Origin of the sequence: Serratia sp. G204Y (assembly GCF_051172435.1) — a bacterium.
GTDB lineage: Bacteria > Pseudomonadota > Gammaproteobacteria > Enterobacterales > Enterobacteriaceae > Serratia > Serratia sarumanii.
This window is the reverse complement of the sequence record NZ_JBPIZA010000001.1, coordinates 1499512-1516373: the sequence shown is the minus strand read 5'-3', so window position 1 is coordinate 1516373 and position 16862 is coordinate 1499512. Positions and strand designations below refer to the sequence as shown.

General features: G+C 59.5%; 17 protein-coding genes. 6 read left to right on the top strand and 11 right to left on the bottom strand.

All coding sequences use genetic code 11. The features are described 5' to 3' along the window. Nucleotides 1-344 precede the first annotated feature (344 nt). Complete coding sequence (punC, locus tag ACSBQQ_RS07280) at nucleotides 345-1556, bottom strand: purine nucleoside transporter PunC (RefSeq protein WP_060428189.1); 1212 nt, start codon at nucleotides 1554-1556, stop codon at nucleotides 345-347. 123 nt (nucleotides 1557-1679) lie between these two features. Between punC and punR the strand changes: the two genes are divergently transcribed. Continuing rightward, complete coding sequence (punR, locus tag ACSBQQ_RS07275) at nucleotides 1680-2624, top strand: DNA-binding transcriptional activator PunR (protein ID WP_047567756.1); 945 nt, start codon at nucleotides 1680-1682, stop codon at nucleotides 2622-2624. Here punR and purR read toward each other — a convergent pair. Continuing rightward, complete coding sequence (gene purR / locus ACSBQQ_RS07270) at nucleotides 2621-3646, bottom strand: HTH-type transcriptional repressor PurR (RefSeq protein WP_033638375.1); 1026 nt, start codon at nucleotides 3644-3646, stop codon at nucleotides 2621-2623. The genes punR and purR overlap by 4 nt on opposite strands. 324 nt (nucleotides 3647-3970) lie before the next feature. Here purR and ACSBQQ_RS07265 point away from each other — a divergent pair, with 324 nt between their 5' ends. Next, nucleotides 3971-4060 (top strand): YnhF family membrane protein, encoded by a 90-nt coding sequence (locus ACSBQQ_RS07265; RefSeq protein ID WP_019455989.1) that lies wholly within the window; start codon nucleotides 3971-3973, stop codon nucleotides 4058-4060. Nucleotides 4061-4121: 61 nt separating this feature from the next. On the opposite strand, the gene sodB is transcribed toward ACSBQQ_RS07265, so the two are convergent. Both sodB and ACSBQQ_RS07255 read right to left on the bottom strand, forming a co-directional pair. Continuing rightward, nucleotides 4122-4700, bottom strand: coding sequence for a superoxide dismutase [Fe] (gene sodB, locus ACSBQQ_RS07260; RefSeq protein ID WP_004931333.1), 579 nt, complete (start codon nucleotides 4698-4700; stop codon nucleotides 4122-4124). Between the two features lie 199 nt (nucleotides 4701-4899). Further along, nucleotides 4900-5718 (bottom strand): C40 family peptidase, encoded by an 819-nt coding sequence (locus tag ACSBQQ_RS07255; RefSeq protein WP_033638376.1) that lies wholly within the window; start codon nucleotides 5716-5718, stop codon nucleotides 4900-4902. A 415-nt stretch (nucleotides 5719-6133) separates the two neighbouring features. Here ACSBQQ_RS07255 and ACSBQQ_RS07250 point away from each other — a divergent pair, with 415 nt between their 5' ends. After that, entirely contained in the window at nucleotides 6134-6481 is a 348-nt protein-coding gene (locus ACSBQQ_RS07250) for a Grx4 family monothiol glutaredoxin (RefSeq protein WP_004931329.1), read from the top strand. Nucleotides 6482-6549: 68 nt separating this feature from the next. On the opposite strand, the gene rnt is transcribed toward ACSBQQ_RS07250, so the two are convergent. From rnt to ACSBQQ_RS07220, 6 genes are all read right to left on the bottom strand, one after another. Further along, nucleotides 6550-7233 carry a ribonuclease T gene (gene rnt, locus ACSBQQ_RS07245; protein WP_016927925.1) on the bottom strand — a complete coding sequence of 228 codons (684 nt, stop codon included), beginning with the start codon at nucleotides 7231-7233 and terminating at the stop codon, nucleotides 6550-6552. 78 nt (nucleotides 7234-7311) lie between these two features. Further along, nucleotides 7312-7719 (bottom strand): lactoylglutathione lyase, encoded by a 408-nt coding sequence (gene gloA / locus ACSBQQ_RS07240; RefSeq protein ID WP_004931325.1) that lies wholly within the window; start codon nucleotides 7717-7719, stop codon nucleotides 7312-7314. 337 nt (nucleotides 7720-8056) lie between these two features. Then, complete coding sequence (locus tag ACSBQQ_RS07235) at nucleotides 8057-9160, bottom strand: alkene reductase (protein WP_033638377.1); 1104 nt, start codon at nucleotides 9158-9160, stop codon at nucleotides 8057-8059. Nucleotides 9161-9250: 90 nt separating this feature from the next. After that, entirely contained in the window at nucleotides 9251-9871 is a 621-nt protein-coding gene (locus tag ACSBQQ_RS07230) for a TetR/AcrR family transcriptional regulator (protein WP_033648177.1), read from the bottom strand. Nucleotides 9872-9974: 103 nt separating this feature from the next. Further along, nucleotides 9975-11612: a phosphoethanolamine transferase EptA gene (gene eptA, locus ACSBQQ_RS07225; RefSeq protein WP_060425713.1), complete on the bottom strand. Its 1638-nt coding sequence runs from the start codon at nucleotides 11610-11612 to the stop codon at nucleotides 9975-9977. A 138-nt stretch (nucleotides 11613-11750) separates the two neighbouring features. After that, the gene (locus tag ACSBQQ_RS07220) at nucleotides 11751-12392 is read right to left on the bottom strand and encodes an NAD(P)-dependent oxidoreductase (RefSeq protein ID WP_060428187.1); all 642 of its coding nucleotides are present in this window, start codon (nucleotides 12390-12392) and stop codon (nucleotides 11751-11753) included. Between the two features lie 139 nt (nucleotides 12393-12531). Here ACSBQQ_RS07220 and ACSBQQ_RS07215 point away from each other — a divergent pair, with 139 nt between their 5' ends. The 3 genes from ACSBQQ_RS07215 (at nucleotide 12532) to ACSBQQ_RS07205 (ending at nucleotide 14720) form a co-directional block, all read left to right on the top strand. Next, nucleotides 12532-13461: a LysR substrate-binding domain-containing protein gene (locus ACSBQQ_RS07215; protein ID WP_195903455.1), complete on the top strand. Its 930-nt coding sequence runs from the start codon at nucleotides 12532-12534 to the stop codon at nucleotides 13459-13461. A 23-nt stretch (nucleotides 13462-13484) separates the two neighbouring features. Beyond that, nucleotides 13485-13724 carry a DUF1289 domain-containing protein gene (locus ACSBQQ_RS07210; RefSeq protein ID WP_015377731.1) on the top strand — a complete coding sequence of 80 codons (240 nt, stop codon included), beginning with the start codon at nucleotides 13485-13487 and terminating at the stop codon, nucleotides 13722-13724. Nucleotides 13725-13823: 99 nt separating this feature from the next. Further along, nucleotides 13824-14720 carry an aldo/keto reductase gene (locus tag ACSBQQ_RS07205; protein ID WP_033638383.1) on the top strand — a complete coding sequence of 299 codons (897 nt, stop codon included), beginning with the start codon at nucleotides 13824-13826 and terminating at the stop codon, nucleotides 14718-14720. A gap of 60 nt (nucleotides 14721-14780) precedes the next feature. On the opposite strand, the gene ACSBQQ_RS07200 is transcribed toward ACSBQQ_RS07205, so the two are convergent. After that, entirely contained in the window at nucleotides 14781-16625 is a 1845-nt protein-coding gene (locus ACSBQQ_RS07200; protein ID WP_086556912.1) for a polyurethane esterase, read from the bottom strand. Nucleotides 16626-16862: the final 237 nt, after the last annotated feature.

The following is a 16862-nucleotide window of genomic DNA, read 5'->3' as shown; positions in this document are numbered from 1 at the left end:
AGCTTCTCCATCACCTTCTTCTGACTGATGACCCGTTAGGAAACAGCTTAGACAATTTCTGCGGGTGCATACGTTTACCGGCGGAAAATAGGCCCGCGGCGTCTGATATCCGACTATGAACAGAGGAAATTTAAAGAAGCGACCCGGCGCGAACGGCGCGGGATAAACGCATCCTTAAAAAAAGAGTGTGACGCAAAGCGCGTACACAAGCGCTAATTGAGATATAGAGATTATAAGGTGTTACTTTACAAGGTTGTTTTTGAGTATAGGCGTGCCGAGGCGTTGACTCAACTGTAAATCGCACTCGGCACGCATATTCTTTAAGTGATTATTAAACTTGGCAATTATGACGCTGAGTTAGCATGTTCCCGCTGCGGCTTTTGCTGCGCATCGGCCGCTTTTCCACGCTGCAGGAAATACCCCAGCGCGGCCAGGATTACCGTAGACACCATCACCGTCACCGTCGCCAACAGCGGCTGGGCAATAAATGCCGACACCAGCATGCTCGCCACAAAGCACAGCCCCAACTGCAGCGTATTTTGCAGCGCGGCGGCCTTGCCGCTGCTTTCCGGGAACGGCATCAGCGCATTCGCCACCATGATCGGATAGCCGGCGCCGTTGACCAGCGCCATCACGCAGAATGGGATCAGCAGCGTGGTGAGCGTCGGATCGGTCAGGGTGGCCACCAGATACAGCGCCACCATGCTGACACCATAAGCTACCAGCAGCCACGGCAGCAGGGTTTTGCCGTTGATGCGCTTGAGCGCGGCGCGGCAGCCGTAGCCACCCAGCAGGAAGGCCAGCGTTTGCGGCACGTAGCTCAGGCCGATATCGCTCGGGCTGTAGCCCATGTCACCGAGGATGAACGGCGAGCCGGTCAGCCAGGCGAAGAAGCCGGCCGAGCAGGCGGCGTACATGGCGACGTTGCCGCTGAACACCGGGGATCTCAACAGTTGCCAGAAGCTGACGCTGTTTTTTGGCGCATCGGCGCTGGGTTGCGTTTTGGCGCGCTCTTTGAGCAGCAGCGTCGGCAGCAGCAGCAGCGCGGTGATGGCCAACAGCGCGGCGAAGATCGCGCGCCAGCTGGCGTGGTTCAGCAACCAGGCGCCGAGCAGCGGCGCCAGCGCCGGCGACAGCGCTACCAGCGGCATAATGGTGGCGAACACGCGGTTGGCCTGGCCTTCGCGGTAACGGTCAACCACCAGCGCTTGCCAGATGGCGGCGGCGGCGCAGACGCCGACGGCCTGAATAAAGCGCAGGATCCAGAGCTGCACGGCGTTTTCCACCCACAGCATGCCCAGGCAGCCGAGGGCGAACAGCGTCAGCCCGATCAATAATACCGGTTTGCGGCCCAGACGGTCGGAGAGCGGCCCCCACAGCAGCTGCGCAAAGGCGAAGCCGGCCAGGAAGATGCTCAGGCTGGCGCTCACCGCGCCGGCGGAAATTTGCAGTTCCTCCCGCATGGCGCCGAAGGCGGGCAGATACATATCGGTCGCCAGATAACCCAGCATGCTCAGGCCGGCGAGGTAGAACATAAAGCCAAAGGAATTTCGCATGGTATTTCTCGTTAATATTTTAATGTCGCAGGTTTTTAGCGCCGGCCAGTGTATCCGGCTGGATCTCTGCTTGTGAAACGGTAATATTTGCAAAGTGCTGTTAAAAAAATTGAAGGCAAGGCGATGTGGTCTGAATATTCTCTTGAAGTGGTCGATGCGGTGGCGCGCACCGGCAGTTTCAGCGCGGCGGCGCAGGAGCTGCACCGGGTGCCGTCGGCGGTCAGCTATACCGTACGGCAGCTGGAGCAATGGCTGGCGGTGCCGCTGTTTGAGCGGCGTCATCGCGATGTGGAGTTGACGCCCGCCGGTGCGCTGTTTATCAAAGATGCGCGAGTTGTTATCAAAAAAATGCTCGACACCCGCCGCCACTGTCAGCAGGTGGCCAACGGATGGCGCGGCCAGCTGAATATCGCGGTCGACATCATCGTCAAACCGCAGCGCAGCCGCCAACTGGTGCTGGATTTCTACCGTCATTTCCCCGACGTCGAATTGATGCTGCAACCCGAAGTGTTCAACGGCGTGTGGGATGCCTTGGTGGACGGCAGGGCGGACATGGCGATCGGCGCCACGCGCGCGGTGCCGGTCGGCGGCGGCTTCGCCTTCCGCGACATGGGTTATATGAACTGGCTGTGCGTGGTGAGCCCGCAACATCCTCTCGCGCAGTTGACGGGGCCGCTGAATGACGATCAGCTGCGGCCGTACCCTTCGCTTTGCCTGGAGGACACCTCGCGCAATCTGCCCAAGCGCGTCACCTGGACGCTGGATAACCAGCGGCGGCTGGTGGTGCCGGACTGGACTTCGGCGCTCGACTGTCTGTGCGCCGGGCTGTGCGTCGGCATGATGCCGGCGCATCGGGCGCTGCCGCGGGTGCAGCGCGGTGAGCTGACCGCGTTGCAGCTGCAGCAGCCGTTTCCCGCCAGCCCTTGCTGCCTGACCTGGCAGCAGGATAAACCGTCACCGGCGATGAGCTGGCTGCTGGCGTATCTGGGCGATGGGGAGACGCTGAATCAGGAGTGGCTGAGCGAGGTGGAACCGGAAGCCGCGCAGGCTTCCGGCGCGGGGGATTAGCGGCGGTAGTCGATGAACGGGCCGTCGGCGACCGAGCGGCGTTCGATCAGCTTCGGATGCACTTCGATCACCTGCGACTCTTCGCGTTTACTGATAATGCGATCCAGCAGCATGGTGAAAGCCATTTCGCCCAGACGCTCTTTCGGCTGGTGAATGGTGGTCAGCGCCGGGGTGAAGTAGCGAGCGTTGCGCACGTTGTCATAGCCGATCACGGAAATATCCTGCGGCACCCGCAGCCCCAGCTCGTCGGCCGCGCAGATGGCGCCCATCGCCATGATGTCGCCGCCGCAGAATACCGCGGTCGGCCGCTGTTTTTGCGACAGGATTTGGTGCATCGCCTTGTAGCCGGACTCCGGCTCGAAGTCACCCTGGACGATCCACTCTTCGCGAATGTCGATATGCGCTTCCTGCAGCGCCTTCATAAAGCCCTGGTGACGGCCGCCGCCGGTGTTGCGCGACAGCTGGCCCGGAATGGCGCCGATATCGCGGTGGCCGCGCTCGATCAGGTAACGGCCGGCCAGATAGCCGCCTTCGAACGCGTTATCGATGATGGTGTCGGTGAAGTCGCCGCGCGCGGCGCCCCAGTCCATTACCACCATCGGGATGTTGCGGTAATCTTCCAGCATGCCCAGCAGCTGATCCGGGTACTCGGAGCACATGACCAGCAGGCCGTCGACGCGCTTTTGCGCCAGCATCGCCAGGTAGGCGCGCTGCTTGTCCAGATTGTTGTGCGAGTTGCACAGGATCAGGGTGTAGCCTTTGCTGTAGCAGCTGTTTTCCACCGCCTCGATCACTTCGGCAAAGTAGGGCGCTTCGCTCGAGGTGGCCAGCAGGCCGATCGACTTGGTGTGATTGACTTTCAGGCTGCGCGCCACGGCGCTCGGCGAGTAGTGCAGCTCTTTGATGGCGGCCCACACGGCCGCTTTGGTCTCTTCGGCGACGAAACGAGTCTTATTGATGACGTGCGAAACGGTGGTGGTGGAAACGCCCGCGCGTTTGGCCACATCTTTAATCGTTGCCATGTAAGGAATGACTCCTGAACTCACATGTTTACAGCATGTAAGTGTGATGTTAATCGTTTGCCTACGTAGATCCTTCTCCAGAGAAGCGAAAACTGAGTTTTTAGTGTGTTGAAGTCTTCAGCGCTTAATCAGGAGGGGCATGGATGCCGGTACGCAGTTGTGAACTGCGAATTTTGTCGCATATTGAACAAAAGTGGAAGAGGTAATCGAGATTATAAACCGGGAAATGATAACAAGATTTTATCGGCGAACTGTGGGAAAATGATTTGACGTACTAATTGTGCGCCTTTTATCCTTAGGAAAGCCCATTTTAAAGGAGTTGTCATGGATACCGAATTGAAGATGTCGCTGTTCACCACCGTCTGCGCGTTGGCGGTCATTATCGCTTTCAGCTTCGTTGCCGCGTTGAACTGATTTACCCCCGGTTATAAAAAAGGCGCAGCCTGGCTGCGCCTCATCACCTCAGAACCTGCGCTTACGCCAGGTTTTCCGCTGCGAAGGTCCAGTTGACCAACGCCCAGAAGTTTTCCAGGTATTTTGGACGCGCATTGCGGTAATCGATGTAATACGCGTGTTCCCACACGTCAACGGTCAGCAGCGGTTTGTCTTCACCGGTCAGCGGGGTGGCCGCGTTGGAGGTGTTGACGATCGCCAGCGCGCCGTCCGGTTTTTTCACCAGCCAGGTCCAACCGGCGCCGAAGTTTTTCACTGCGGCATCGGTAAACTGCTCTTTGAACGCAGCGAAAGAGCCGAAGGATTTGACGATCGCCGCCGCCAGTTCGCCCTGCGGTTCACCGCCGCCCTGTGGCGACAGGCAGTGCCAGTAGAAGGTGTGGTTCCACACCTGCGCGGCGTTGTTGAAGACGCCGCCGTTTGAGGTCTTGATGATCTCTTCGAGCGATTTGCCCTCGAACTCGCTGCCTTTCACCAGGTTGTTCAGGTTAACCACGTAGGTGTTGTGGTGTTTGCCGTAGTGGTATTCCAGGGTCTCGGCGGAGATGTGCGGCTCGAGCGCGTTTTTCTCATACGGTAATGCAGGTAATTCAAACGACATTGCTTCCTCCTTTACAGCGCCACTCTTTTTCCGCCGGAGCGGGAGCCGAATGGGCCGTTTTTTATTGTGGTCTTTCAATCTTAACAATTTTCATCATAAAAAACAGGAAGAAAAGCGAGAAATGCGCGTGAGGCGGTGTGATGGGTGATAGCTTGAGCAGGCGGTTGCGACCGGGGCCGCAACCGCGCAGAGCAGGGAATTAACGAATGGTTTTCGGCGTTACTACGCGGCGCGCGCCGATGTAGTGGTTTTGCCAATAGTCGTTGTCGAGCTGGCTGATACGGATCTCTTCGCCGGTGCGCGGCGACTGGATGAATTTGCCGTTGCCGAGATAAACGCCGACATGATCCGCCACGCCGCGGTTGTTGATGCGGAAGAACACCAGATCGCCACTTTCCAGTTCGCTTTTCTTGATCGGCGCCGCGTCGCGCAGGTGGTACATCTCGTTGGCGGTGCGCGGCATCTTGATTTTTACCACGTCTTTATAGGCGTAATAGATAAGGCCGCTGCAGTCGAAACCGGTGCGCGGCGAGCTGCCGCCCCAGCGGTAAGGTTTGCCCATCTGGCCCATCAGCTTGGCCATCGCGGTCTGCTTGGCATGCTGATAGCGTTTTTTGTGCGCCGGGCTGAGTTTCAACGGTTTTTCATCACGCGCCAGCTTGGCGGTGGCCATACCGGCTTCGCGGTGGCGGCCGTAGCCTTTTTTGTAGCCCTTTTTCGGCGGGGTGACTTTAATCTTGGCGGTTTTCTGCGCTTTGGCCTTGGGTTTGGCGCTGGCGATCTTTTTCGCGCTTTTCTCGCTTTTCGCCTTGGCGGTCTTGGTTTTTTTCGCGGGGGCCGTCACTTTGGCTTTTTTAGCGGTTTTGTCCGCTTTCTTTTTTCTGCGGTCATCGGGCCGCGCTTCATTAGCATGGCTTTTACGCTGCTCGGCGGCAACACGCGCCTGTGGCGCAGCGTGCGCCAAATTGAAGAAGAGCTGCGTAAACAGCAGCGCAAAGAGCGTAAGAATTAAACGCATGTCGACGTCACCAACCTTGGCCCCGAAACGGATATCGAAAGAGTTACAGTATTCCCGAATTTCGCCATATAAAACAGCGAAGAACTCATAAATAATAATCCATATTGTGAGAAAACGTTAATGACATTTTTTTTGGTTCAAAATCAGCCCGTTGGTGTATGAAAAAGCGCCGGCGGGGGCTATGAATATAATTAATCCGCGCCGTCAGCGCCGCGCAATATATTAGTGAAATGGTCGGATTAAAAATGTTATTCTCAACGTATGTTTTGACCGGAATGACGTGGCCGGTGAAACGCGATCGGCGGCGGGCGAATATCCTTGCAAAAGATGGCGTTTTCTTGCGACTGTTCCAGCCGCTACAATAGCCCGCGTGATGCATGTTGTAGCCATGAAATGTGGCTTGAGGAAGCAATAAATGACGACGACACTTGAAAAAATTCAGCACCAGATCGCTGAAAACCCGATTCTGCTGTACATGAAAGGTTCGCCAAAGCTGCCGAGCTGCGGCTTCTCCGCACAGGCTGTGCAAGCGCTGTCCGCCTGCGGCGAGCGTTTCGCTTACGTGGACATTCTGCAGAACCCGGACATCCGCGCCGAGCTGCCAAAATACGCCAACTGGCCGACGTTCCCGCAGCTGTGGGTAGACGGTGAGCTGGTCGGCGGTTGCGATATCATTATCGAAATGTATCAGCGCGGCGAACTGCAGCAGCTGATCAAAGAAACGGCAGAAAAGTATAAAGCGCAGGAAGACCAGCAGTCTTAATCGACGGGCTTGCGGTTATCGCGTAACGGGCGGCGCCAGTGCAAACTGGGCCGCCTTTTTCGTTGGGCTTATTCGGCGAGATCGCCGGCGGGCAGCGGCCAACCGCCGAGACGTTTCCAGCGGTTAACCAGCTCGCAAAACAGCAGGGCGGTTTGCTCGGTGTCGTACAGCGCAGAGTGCGCCTGGCTGCTGTCGAACGGCATACCGGCCGCGATACAGGCCTTCGCCAACACCGTTTGGCCCAGTACCAGGCCGCTCAGCGCGGCGGTGTCGAAGGTAGCGAACGGATGGAACGGGTTGCGCTTCAGGCCGGCGCGTTCGGCCGCGGCCATCAGGAAGCTATGATCGAAGTTGGCGTTGTGCGCCACGATAATGGCCCGGTTGCAACCGCGATCCTTGAGCCCTTTGCGCACCGCTTTGAAAATGGCGTGCAGCGCGTCATATTCGCTGACCGCGCCGCGCAGCGGGTTGTGCGGATCGATGCCGTTAAACGCCAGCGCTTCCGGCTGCAGGTTGGCGCCCTCGAAAGGCTCCACGTGGAAGTGCAGGGTCTCGTCCCGCTGCAGCCAGCCATCTTCATCCATTTTCAGCGTGACGGCGGCGATCTCCAGCAACGCATCGGTATTGGCGTTAAAGCCGGCAGTTTCAACATCTATTACTACGGGATAAAACCCACGAAAACGACCACTCAGGGCGTTAAGATCACTTTTTTCGGCCATCAGTTTCTTATCTTCATCGAATGCAGCGCGCATTATGGCAAATTTTGCGCCCGGTTGCAGGCGCTATCGCGCGGAGAATCAGCAGGGCGCAGCGCGCCCTGAAGGGGAGGCTTAGTGGCCGAGGCCCTGACCGGCGTGTTTGTTTTCGATCAGCTCGATTTTGTAGCCGTCCGGATCCTCGACGAAGGCGATGACCGTAGTGCCGCCTTTCACCGGGCCGGCTTCGCGGGTGACCTTGCCGCCTGCGCGGCGGATGCTGTCGCAGGTGGCGGCAACGTCGTCCACGCCCAGCGCCAGGTGGCCGAAGGCGGTGCCCATGTCGTAGCTGTCGGTGCCCCAGTTATAGGTCAGTTCGATAACTGCGCCTTCGCTCTCTTCCGTATAGCCGACGAAAGCCAGGGAGTATTTGTACTCCGGGTTTTCGCTGGTGCGCAGCAGGCGCATGCCTAATACCTTGGTGTAGAAGTCGATGGCGCGTTGCAGATCACCGACGCGGATCATGGTATGGAGTAAGCGCATAATTCCTCTGAATTGGCTGTGCCGTGGCAGACGGCGGGTGGATTGAAGCACAAGCGAGTATAGCCTTGTCCCGCAAGGGAATTCAACGTGACGAGTGCGTGACGATGTCACGTATTAGTTTTCCGTCAGCGCTGTCTAAATATTGATCGAGCGTACCGATCGATACAGAGTAATTGATCTGCACAATCAATTATCTATTCCAGCGGCAATCGTGTAAAAATTGAACGGCAATAGAGAACAACACCAGGGAACACCGGCCCGCCTCGTGCGGGCCTTTTTGCGCGCGGCGCACAAAAAAACGGCCATGCGATTGCGTGGCCGTTGGGGTCAGGAAGGGTTACTTCGCCAGAAACGGATAGTCGGTATAGCCTTCGGCGCCGCCGCCGTAGAAGGTTTCCGGCTTAGGTTCGTTCAGCGGAGCGTGCTGACGGAAACGCTCTACCAGATCCGGGTTGGCGATGTAGCTGCGGCCGAAGGCCACCGCGTCGATGAAGCCTTTTTCGATCAACGCTTCGGCTTTCTCGGCGGTGTAGGCGCCGGCGCCGACGATCACCCCGTTAAAGTGGGCGCGCACCGAGTCGCGGAAGGCGTCGGAGTACGGTTTGCCGCCGGCCCAGTCCGGCTCGGAGATGTGCAGGTAAGCGATGTTGCGCTTATTCAGCTCTTCCACCAGATACAGCGCCGCTTCTTCCTGATCTTCACCGTTGTCCAGCCCGTTGAACGGCCCCAGCGGCGAGATGCGGATGCCGATGTGCTCGGAACCCCATTCGGCGATGGTGGCGTCGACCACTTCCAGCGTCAGGCGAGTGCGATTCTCGATGCTGCCGCCGTATTGATCGGTACGTTGGTTGGAAGCCGGTGACATGAATTGATGCAGCAAATAGCCGTGCGCAGCATGCAGTTCGATGAAGTCGAAGCCGGCTTCCCGCGCGTTGGCGGTCGCCTGGCGGAAATCGTTGACGATGCCCGGGATCTCGCTGGTTTCGAGCGCACGCGGCGTGGAGGTCGGCACGCGCACCCAGGCGCCGGTTTCATCACGCACGGTGGTGCGAGTTTCGGCGTTGATTGCCGAAGGGGCGACCGGTGCTTGCCCGCCCGGCTGCAGGCTGGCGTGGGAGATGCGGCCTACGTGCCACAGCTGCACGGCAATATGGCCGTTGTTGTCATGCACTGCCTGCGTGATGTTTTTCCATGCGGCGATCTGCTCCGGCGTATGTAACCCCGGCGCGCCGGCGTAGCCTTTCGCCTGGAAGGAAACCTGGGTCGCTTCGGTCACGATCAGGCCGGCGCTGGCGCGCTGTGCATAATATTCCGCCATCAGCGGCGTAGGAATGTCGCCTGGCTCGATGCTGCGCAAACGCGTCAGCGGAGCCATAAACACGCGGTTGGGCAGGGTGATGGCGCCAACCTTCAGCGGAGAGAGCAATTTTTCAGTCTTCATAGTGCATCCTGTATTTAATAGACCGGTCGTCTAGTAATGGGCGATAAAAAAACCACGAACTGCATTTTCAATAAAAAGAAATTGTTACCGTTACGCTTGCGGCGGGCGCAGCAGCAACTCGATGCTTTCCAGCGCGCTGGTCAGAGGCGCCAGCGAGTGGCGGATCTTGGCGCGCAGCGAGGCACCGAGCCACAGTGAATACAGCGTTTCTGCGGTCGCCGCGGGGCTCATGGCCACCGACAGCGAGCCCTCGGCGATACCGCGCTCGATGGCCTCCTGCAGGTGGCCGATCACGCGAGCGGTGCCCGTTTCCAGCGCATGACGCATCGGTTCCGACAGATCGCTCACCTCGGCGGAAAGCTTCACCGCCAGGCAGGCGTTGTGGCATTCGCTGCGGCAGTGGTAGCTGATGGCCTGAGCGTAATAGCCGAGCAGCTGGTGGCGGGCATCGCCGCGCCTGTCGGCAAACAGCGCCTGCATTTGTGCGTCATAATGGGCGAAATAGCGTTGCAGCATCGCTTCGCCGAAGGCTTCCTTCGAGCGAAAATAGTGGTAGAACGAGCCTTTCGGCACGCCCGCAGTGGCCAGCAGTTCGCTCAGCCCCATGCCGGTAAAGCCCAGGCGCAGGCTGAGGGTTTCGCCGGTGGCGAGCAGATGTTCACGTGTGTCCACGTTGCAATGCGTTGATTTGGTCATCATGGTGCCGAGCATAATAGACCGATTGGTCTAGGTCAATGGGAATAAAAAAACCGGCGCACAAAACGCCGGTTGTCTGCAAACTATTGTGCCCCAGCGGCACGCGGAAGTTAAGCCCTTACGCCGCGTTGCGGCAACGCTGCAGGATATCCAGCCGGGATTGATATTCGCGGGTCTGTACGTTCAGCATGCCCAATAGGGTGTGGAACAGGTTGTCCTGCGACACGTCGCCCTTTTCCGCCAGCGCGTTCAGGCACTGGCGATCGATGCCGAAATTGCGCTGATAGTCGGCCGACATCCACATCAGAAAAGGCACGTGCGTCTGCTGGCTCGGCGCGAAGACATAGGGCGTGCCGTGCAGATACATGCCGTTTTCCCCCAGCGATTCGCCGTGATCGGACAAATAGACCAGCGCGGTATTGAACCGGTCGTCATACTGCCGCAGCAGCTTGATGGTGGCATCGAGCATCGCGTCGGTATACAGGATGGAGTTGTCATAGGTGTTCACCAGCTGTTCATGGCTGCAATCCTGGATCTGATTGCTGTTGCAGGTCGGCGAAAATGTCTGGAATTCTGGCGTGCTGCGGCGGTAGTAAGCCGGGCCGTGGCTGCCCATCTGGTGCAGCACGATCACGCCGTCGTCTTTCAGGCCATTGATATAGTCGTTCAGCTTGTACAGCAGCGCGTTGTCCATGCAAACCTCGCCGTCGCAGTCCTGCGGCAGTTTCAGCTTGGTCATGTCGATGTGCGGCACCCGGTCGCAGGCGCCTTTGCAGCCGCCGTCGTTATCGCGCCACAGCACGCTGACGCCGGCATGCGCCAGCACGTCGAGCATCCCCTCCTGGTGCGCCGCCTGAGTCGCGTCGTACTCCTTGCGCGGCATGTTGGAGAACATGCAGGGCACGGAGATCGCCGTTTCGGTGCCGCAGGAACTGGCGTTCTTGAAGTAGACCACGTTGTCCTGCTTCAGGCGCGGGTTGGTTTCGCGTTGATAGCCGCCGAGGGAGAAGTTTTCGGCGCGGGCGGTTTCGCCCACCACCAGGATCACCAGCGTTTTCTTGGCCTGCCCGGCGATCAGCGGCCCTTTGCGCGCGTCCTCGCCGATCTTGACCAGCGGCAGATTGCGGGTGAAGTAACGCTGTTCGGTAAACTTGATGGTGCCGGCGACGAAGTTGGAAGGGGTCAACATCTTCACCACGCTTTTATTGTTGCGGATCAGCGAAGCATAGTCTTTGTAGAACAGCGCGGCGACGATCAGGATCACCGCCAGCGACAGCATGACGTTGGCGGCGCGCAGTCCAACCATGTACCACCAGGGGCGAGTCTGGCGAATCTGGGTGAAGCAGACCGCTACCGCCGGCAGAATGCCGAGCAGCGCCAGCCACAATCCCATGCGCGGCGTCAGCAGCGCCGTCGCCTCCTGAGGGTTGGTTTCGAAGGCGTTTTGCATCATGTTGCCGTCGATCACCACACCATAGCTGAACATGAAATAGTTGGCTGCGGCGCTGCCGAGCAAGAAAAAGATGATCAGCGGCTTGCGCAGGTAGGGCACGGTCAACACGCTGAAGATGATATTCAGCGCACAGAAGATCACCACCGGCATGCTGGCAGCGAAAATCACGCTGTGGACGCTATCGAAGGTGATATACGACCAGGCGCGATGCAGGAATAACGCGTTTTGAAACAGAGTGAAGAACAGGGCGGTGGCGAGGGTAAAACCGAGGCTGTTGCACCGTAAGCGTTGACGTAACCACATTGCCGAATCGGGATCCTGAAAGTAGATAATGCTTTGAAATCTACCGGATGAAACTTAAGGAAACCTTAGAAACTCAGAATATTGGCGGCGGAGCCTGCGCGGAAAACGCCAGGCCGGGCGGCCTGGCGGTGGGGCGGTTTAGTAGGCGGCGGTGAATTGCGCGCGAATAAACTGAGGCTTTTCAATTTCGTCAACGATAGCGACCGCCAGGTCTTCTACCGAAATGCTGGCCGGCGCTTCGCCGTTCATCAGCAGTTGCGTGGTGCCGAGGCGGAACTGGCCGGTGCGTTTGCCCGGCTCCAGCAGGGCGGCCGGCGAGAGATAGGTCCAGTCGAGCGCCGATTCATTGCGCAGTTTGTTGCGCAGATCGCGCACCGCCTGCGCGCCGGGGCGGATATTTTCCGGGAACTGCGGCGTATCCACCAGTTCAACGCCGGGCGCCACTTCCAGGCTGCCGGCGCCGCCGACCACCAGCAGGCGCTTGACGCCGGCCTGTTCGACCGCGGTGAGGATCTGTTGGGTACCTCGGGTGGTTTTCTCATACAGGTTGTCTTCGCCCCAGCCGGGGTTGTAGGCGCTGATCGCCGCATCCTGACCGCGCAATTGCCCCGCCAGCCAGGCGGTATCGGCAACGTCGCCCAGCGCGACGGTCAGGTTGGCGTGCTCCGGCAAATCTTTTTTCTGGCGGGCGATTGCCGTCACCTGAATACCGCGAGCCAGCGCTTCATCCACCACGCGGCGGCCAACAAAACCGGTTGCTCCAATAATGGCTACTTTCATCTGCATGCTCCTTCGGGGATAGGTTCAGTATCGTGACGCAGGCCGATGTGCCTGCTGCGTGGTGTTTACTCTAGTCCTTAACAATAGCCGTGATTAGTGCCATATTCATGCTTTCTTGATTAAGTAAAACTTCATAATCGTGGATAAACTCAATCGAATGGCGGTATTCGCCACCGTGGTGGCGGAGGGATCGCTGGCCGGCGCGGCGCGGCGGCTGGGCATGACGCCGTCGGCGGTCAGCCAGCACATGCGCTCGCTGGAGAAGGCGCTTGGGGTGCCGTTGCTGCATCGCTCCACCCGCCGTCTGGCGCTGACCGAGGCCGGGGCGGCGTTTTACCCCGGCTGCGAGGCGATGCTGCAACAGGCGCAGCAGGCGGAGCAGCGGCTGGCGGAATTGCGGGATACGCTGGTGGGCGAGCTGCGCATCGCCACCCCGGTCGGCATCGGCGGCCGATCGCTTGCGGAGGCGCTGGCGCCGCTGTTGCAGGCGCACCCCAAGCTGACGCTGCGGGTGCTGGCGGACGATCGCATCGTCGATATGATAGAGCAGCGGGTCGACATCGCGCTGCGGGCCAACCGTCAACTGGCGGACGCCAATATGATCGCGCATCCGCTGACGGCGTGGCCGATGGTGCTGTGCGCCGCGCCGCGTTATCTCAGCCAGCATGGAGTGCCGGAAAAGCCGCAGGATTTGGTGCAGCACCGCTGGATCTCCAGCGGCTACAGCGGGGCCCATCTGGACTTGCTGCACCAGTCCGGCCAGCAGGTTAAGCTGCGGCTGGCGGAAGGGCAGATCGTCAGCGAGAGCATGAACGTGATGCGCGCCTTTACCCGCGCCGGGCTGGGCATTTCCGTTCAGCCGCTGTATGAAATTGGCGACGAGCTTCAGCGCGGCGAGCTGTTGCTGCTGTTGCCTGAGTGGCGGCCGGCGCCGCTGCGGCTGCATGCGCTGACGCTCGAGCGCAACGCGCCGGAGAAAAGCCGCCAGGCGCTGCGCTATTTGCGCGACTATTTTCGCCGCAATGGCGAAAAGGGACTTGCCAGCGGCGGCGATGGCGTCTTCAATTAGCAAGAGAACGCAGGAGGAGCCCCGTGGCGCAGCAGCTTGAGTTTTTCGACATTCCCAGCCCGTGTCGCGGCATTTGCCAGGCCGACGATCGCGGATTCTGCCGTGGCTGCCTGCGCAGCCGCGAGGAGCGTTTTGGCTGGATGAACATGAGCGACGCGCAAAAGCGCGAGGTGCTGCGCCTGTGCCGTCAGCGCTTCCTGCGCCTGCAGCGCGCCAATAAAGCGCCCGACGAGCCGCTGCCGGAGCAGCCGTCGCTGTTTTAACCTTTCCTGATCTGCCGCACGTTCGTGTGGCTTACCGCTTCCCTGTGCCTCACCGGCTTGTGTATGCTGACTGGCAACTAATGTCATGAGGTTTTCGCAATGGTAGAACGTATTCGTCTCGCGCCGCAGGGGCCTGAATTTTCCCGCATGATTTGCGGTTACTGGCGGTTGATGGAGTGGGGCATGTCGCCGCAGCAGCTGCTGACGTTCATCGAACAGCATGTCGAACTGGGCGTCACCACCGCCGATCACGCCGATATCTATGGCGGCTATGCCTGCGAACAGGCGTTCGGCGACGCGCTGCGCCTGAAGCCGGCGCTGCGCCAGTCGCTGGAGCTGGTGAGCAAATGCGGCATCGCCACCACCGCCAAGCCCGGTAACCCGATCGGCCACTACATCACCGACCGCGACCATATCGTACAGAGCGCGGAGCAGTCGCTCCGCCATCTGCATACCGACTACCTCGATCTGCTGCTGATCCACCGGCCGGATCCGTTGATGGACGCCGACGACGTGGCCGAAGCCTTTGTTGCGCTGCACAAAAGCGGCAAGGTGCGCCATTTCGGCGTCTCCAACTTTACGCCCGCGCAGTTCCAGCTGCTGCAGTCGCGCCTGCCGTTCTCGCTGGCGACCAATCAGGTGGAGATCTCGCCGATTCACCAACCGGCTATTCTCGACGGCACGCTCGACCAGTGCCAGCAACTGCGCATCAAGCCGATGGCCTGGTCCTGCCTGGGCGGCGGGCGCCTGTTCAACGACGCCGAGTTCCAGCCGCTGCGCGACGAGCTGCAGCGGGTGGCGCAAGAAATCGGCGCCGAGACCATCGAGCAGGTGGTGTACGCCTGGGTGATGCGCTTGCCGTCGTCGCCGCTGCCGATTATCGGTTCCGGCAAGATTGAGCGGGTGCGTTCGGCGCTGAAGGCGCAGAAACTGGTGCTGAACCGCCAGCAGTGGTTCCGCATTCGCAAGGCGGCGCTGGGGTATGACGTGCCTTAAGGCGGAGTAAAAAAGAGCAAAGCCGGGCGGCGAAAGCACCCGGCTTTTTTACGTCGATCTTTAGGCCAACACCACCTGATCGGTGTTGAAGTGATCGAGCGAGACGCCGATCAGCGTGACCTGGCTGTGGCCGAAGGCCAGCACCAGATCGTCGTTTTGCTGCGTGGCGTAGTCGCGGATATTCCCGCTGGCGCCTTCGGTGCCGACAAACACCAGCTTATCGGTGGCGTTGAAGCCATACAGCTGATCGCGGCCAAAGTCACCGCTGAACAGGAAGGTATTGCCGTTGCCAACGCCCTTCAGGATGTCATCGCCGCTGCCGCCGACGAAGGTCAGGTTGCCGCCGGCGTGGCCGTTAAGGGTGTCGTTGCCGGCGTTGCCGAATAGCCAGGCGTCGTGGCTGCGAGCCTGCAGGACGTCATCGCCGTCGCCGCCGGCGGTGGCGGCGGCATAGGCTTTGAGGCCAGAGTCCGATTTCAATCCGGCGGCGGTCACCTGATGGTCCACCTGTTTGTTGAAGATAAGCCACGAGGTTTCTTTGCTGCGCAGGGTGCTGATGTCGTCCGCCAGCGTAATGCCGCCTTTGGCGTCGCGCAGGTAAAGCGTGTTGCCGTCGTAGGCGATCTCGGTGTTTTTCAACGCCTGTTGGGTATCGAAGATATTGTGGCCTTTGCCGCCGGCGATCAGGTTGTAGCCGCCTGCATCGCGGAAGATATCGTCGCCGTCGCGCCCCTCGAGATAGTCGTTGCCTTTGCCGCCCTTGATCAGATCATTGCCGTCGCTGCCGATGATAAACGTCGGCCCGCTGTGCGTTTCCGCGTTGCGGTTCAGGTCTTCCACCCAGGTATTGCCGCGCGTCACGTTCGACAGGTTGGAGACGATGATGGTCGAGTCTTTGTCGGTCAGCGAATAAAACTCGGAGTTCAGCACCCGCATCAGGCCGTCCTGATAGAAGAACGGCAGGTGCGACAGCCAGGTCGGAATGTTGAGAATGGAAAATGGCAGCAGGTTCCAGGCGTCCGACGCGTAGTGGTCGTTGAAGTTGACGATATTGTTGGTGGCGGAGGCATGGGGCGCATCGTGTACGCCTAACGACGCCCCGGTCAGCGTGGTGCCGTCGAGCGCGCGGAACACCGGATCGTTCTCGTAGCCGATGTTGATCACCTTGCCGCCGGCTTCGTACTGGGTCGGCGAGGCGAAGGCGACATAGTTGGACTGCGCGTAGAAGCCGCCCCAGTTGGCGTCGCTCTGCGCCGCCATGCTGTTGACCGCCAGCCCGCCGAGGCTGTGGCCGCTGACCACCACGTCCTCGCCGCTCAGCCCGTGCGCCTGCGCGAACTTCGCCACGTCGCCCAGCAACTGGCCGAAGGCCTTCAGCGTGTAGCCGTCGGCGTAGCCTTTCGGCCCGAAGCCGGCCAGCAGATCGTTAATCACATCGCCGATGGTATCGCCGATCAACGACTCGCGCGGGCCGCTGGTGCCGCGAAATGAGATGCCAATGGCGGTGAGATTGCCTTCGCTGTCATATTTGCCCAGCACCTCGGCCTGAGCGGTGGTGTAACCGGCGGTCTCGCCGTAGTAGGTGCCGCGCGCATCGGTTTTGCCGGCGTAACCCAGCTGTGCGGCGCTGATCACCGACCAGCCGGCGTTATTCACCGCCTGCTGCGCTGCCTGTTCGGAATCGGGATTCCAGGGAATGCCGGGCAGGCCGCCCTGCGATTGGGTGCTGCCGATCAGCGCAGTGACCAGCGTCAGCGGCAGGCCCAGGCCGAAACCGGTCTGGTGATAGCCTTCATCGAAGCCGTTATCGATATTGTGGTAAGCGTAGGTAGAGATGGCCAAGGCGTCGGAAAATAGCGCTTTCGACGCCTTTTCGTCCAGATCCTTATAGCTAAAGATGCCCATATCAGTTCCTTATGAAGTATGCCGCGGGCCTGTAAGTGGACTCACATGCGTCGGCGGTGGAAACAGGGAAACAACGTTAGCCGAACGACAGCTGGTCAGAGGACCAACATCGGTAGAATTATTATTAGTGTTAAATATTAGGCCCGCGAATCAAATTAGCGAGATTGTGCGTTGGTTAACAGTGCCGGCGCAGGCTCTCCTATACTGATAGCTCGATATAGTCATTAAGGAGACTGA

Excerpts from the sequence above, each read along its gene's own strand:
- gloA (WP_004931325.1), bottom strand. The coding sequence starts at position 7,719 with ATGCGCTTACTCCATACCATGATCCGCGTCGGTGATCTGCAACGCGCC.
- punC (WP_060428189.1), bottom strand. The coding sequence starts at position 1,556 with ATGCGAAATTCCTTTGGCTTTATGTTCTACCTCGCCGGCCTGAGCATG.
- ACSBQQ_RS07220 (WP_060428187.1), bottom strand. The coding sequence starts at position 12,392 with ATGAAAGTAGCCATTATTGGAGCAACCGGTTTTGTTGGCCGCCGCGTG.
- ACSBQQ_RS07265 (WP_019455989.1), top strand. The coding sequence starts at position 3,971 with ATGGATACCGAATTGAAGATGTCGCTGTTCACCACCGTCTGCGCGTTG.
- ACSBQQ_RS07235 (WP_033638377.1), bottom strand. The coding sequence starts at position 9,160 with ATGAAGACTGAAAAATTGCTCTCTCCGCTGAAGGTTGGCGCCATCACC.
- ACSBQQ_RS07230 (WP_033648177.1), bottom strand. The coding sequence starts at position 9,871 with ATGCTCGGCACCATGATGACCAAATCAACGCATTGCAACGTGGACACA.
- purR (WP_033638375.1), bottom strand. The coding sequence starts at position 3,646 with ATGGCAACGATTAAAGATGTGGCCAAACGCGCGGGCGTTTCCACCACC.
- eptA (WP_060425713.1), bottom strand. The coding sequence starts at position 11,612 with ATGTGGTTACGTCAACGCTTACGGTGCAACAGCCTCGGTTTTACCCTC.
- ACSBQQ_RS07255 (WP_033638376.1), bottom strand. The coding sequence starts at position 5,718 with ATGCGTTTAATTCTTACGCTCTTTGCGCTGCTGTTTACGCAGCTCTTC.
- ACSBQQ_RS07205 (WP_033638383.1), top strand. The coding sequence starts at position 13,824 with ATGGTAGAACGTATTCGTCTCGCGCCGCAGGGGCCTGAATTTTCCCGC.
- rnt (WP_016927925.1), bottom strand. The coding sequence starts at position 7,233 with ATGCGCGCTGCATTCGATGAAGATAAGAAACTGATGGCCGAAAAAAGT.
- punR (WP_047567756.1), top strand. The coding sequence starts at position 1,680 with ATGTGGTCTGAATATTCTCTTGAAGTGGTCGATGCGGTGGCGCGCACC.
- ACSBQQ_RS07200 (WP_086556912.1), bottom strand. The coding sequence starts at position 16,625 with ATGGGCATCTTTAGCTATAAGGATCTGGACGAAAAGGCGTCGAAAGCG.
- ACSBQQ_RS07250 (WP_004931329.1), top strand. The coding sequence starts at position 6,134 with ATGACGACGACACTTGAAAAAATTCAGCACCAGATCGCTGAAAACCCG.
- sodB (WP_004931333.1), bottom strand. The coding sequence starts at position 4,700 with ATGTCGTTTGAATTACCTGCATTACCGTATGAGAAAAACGCGCTCGAG.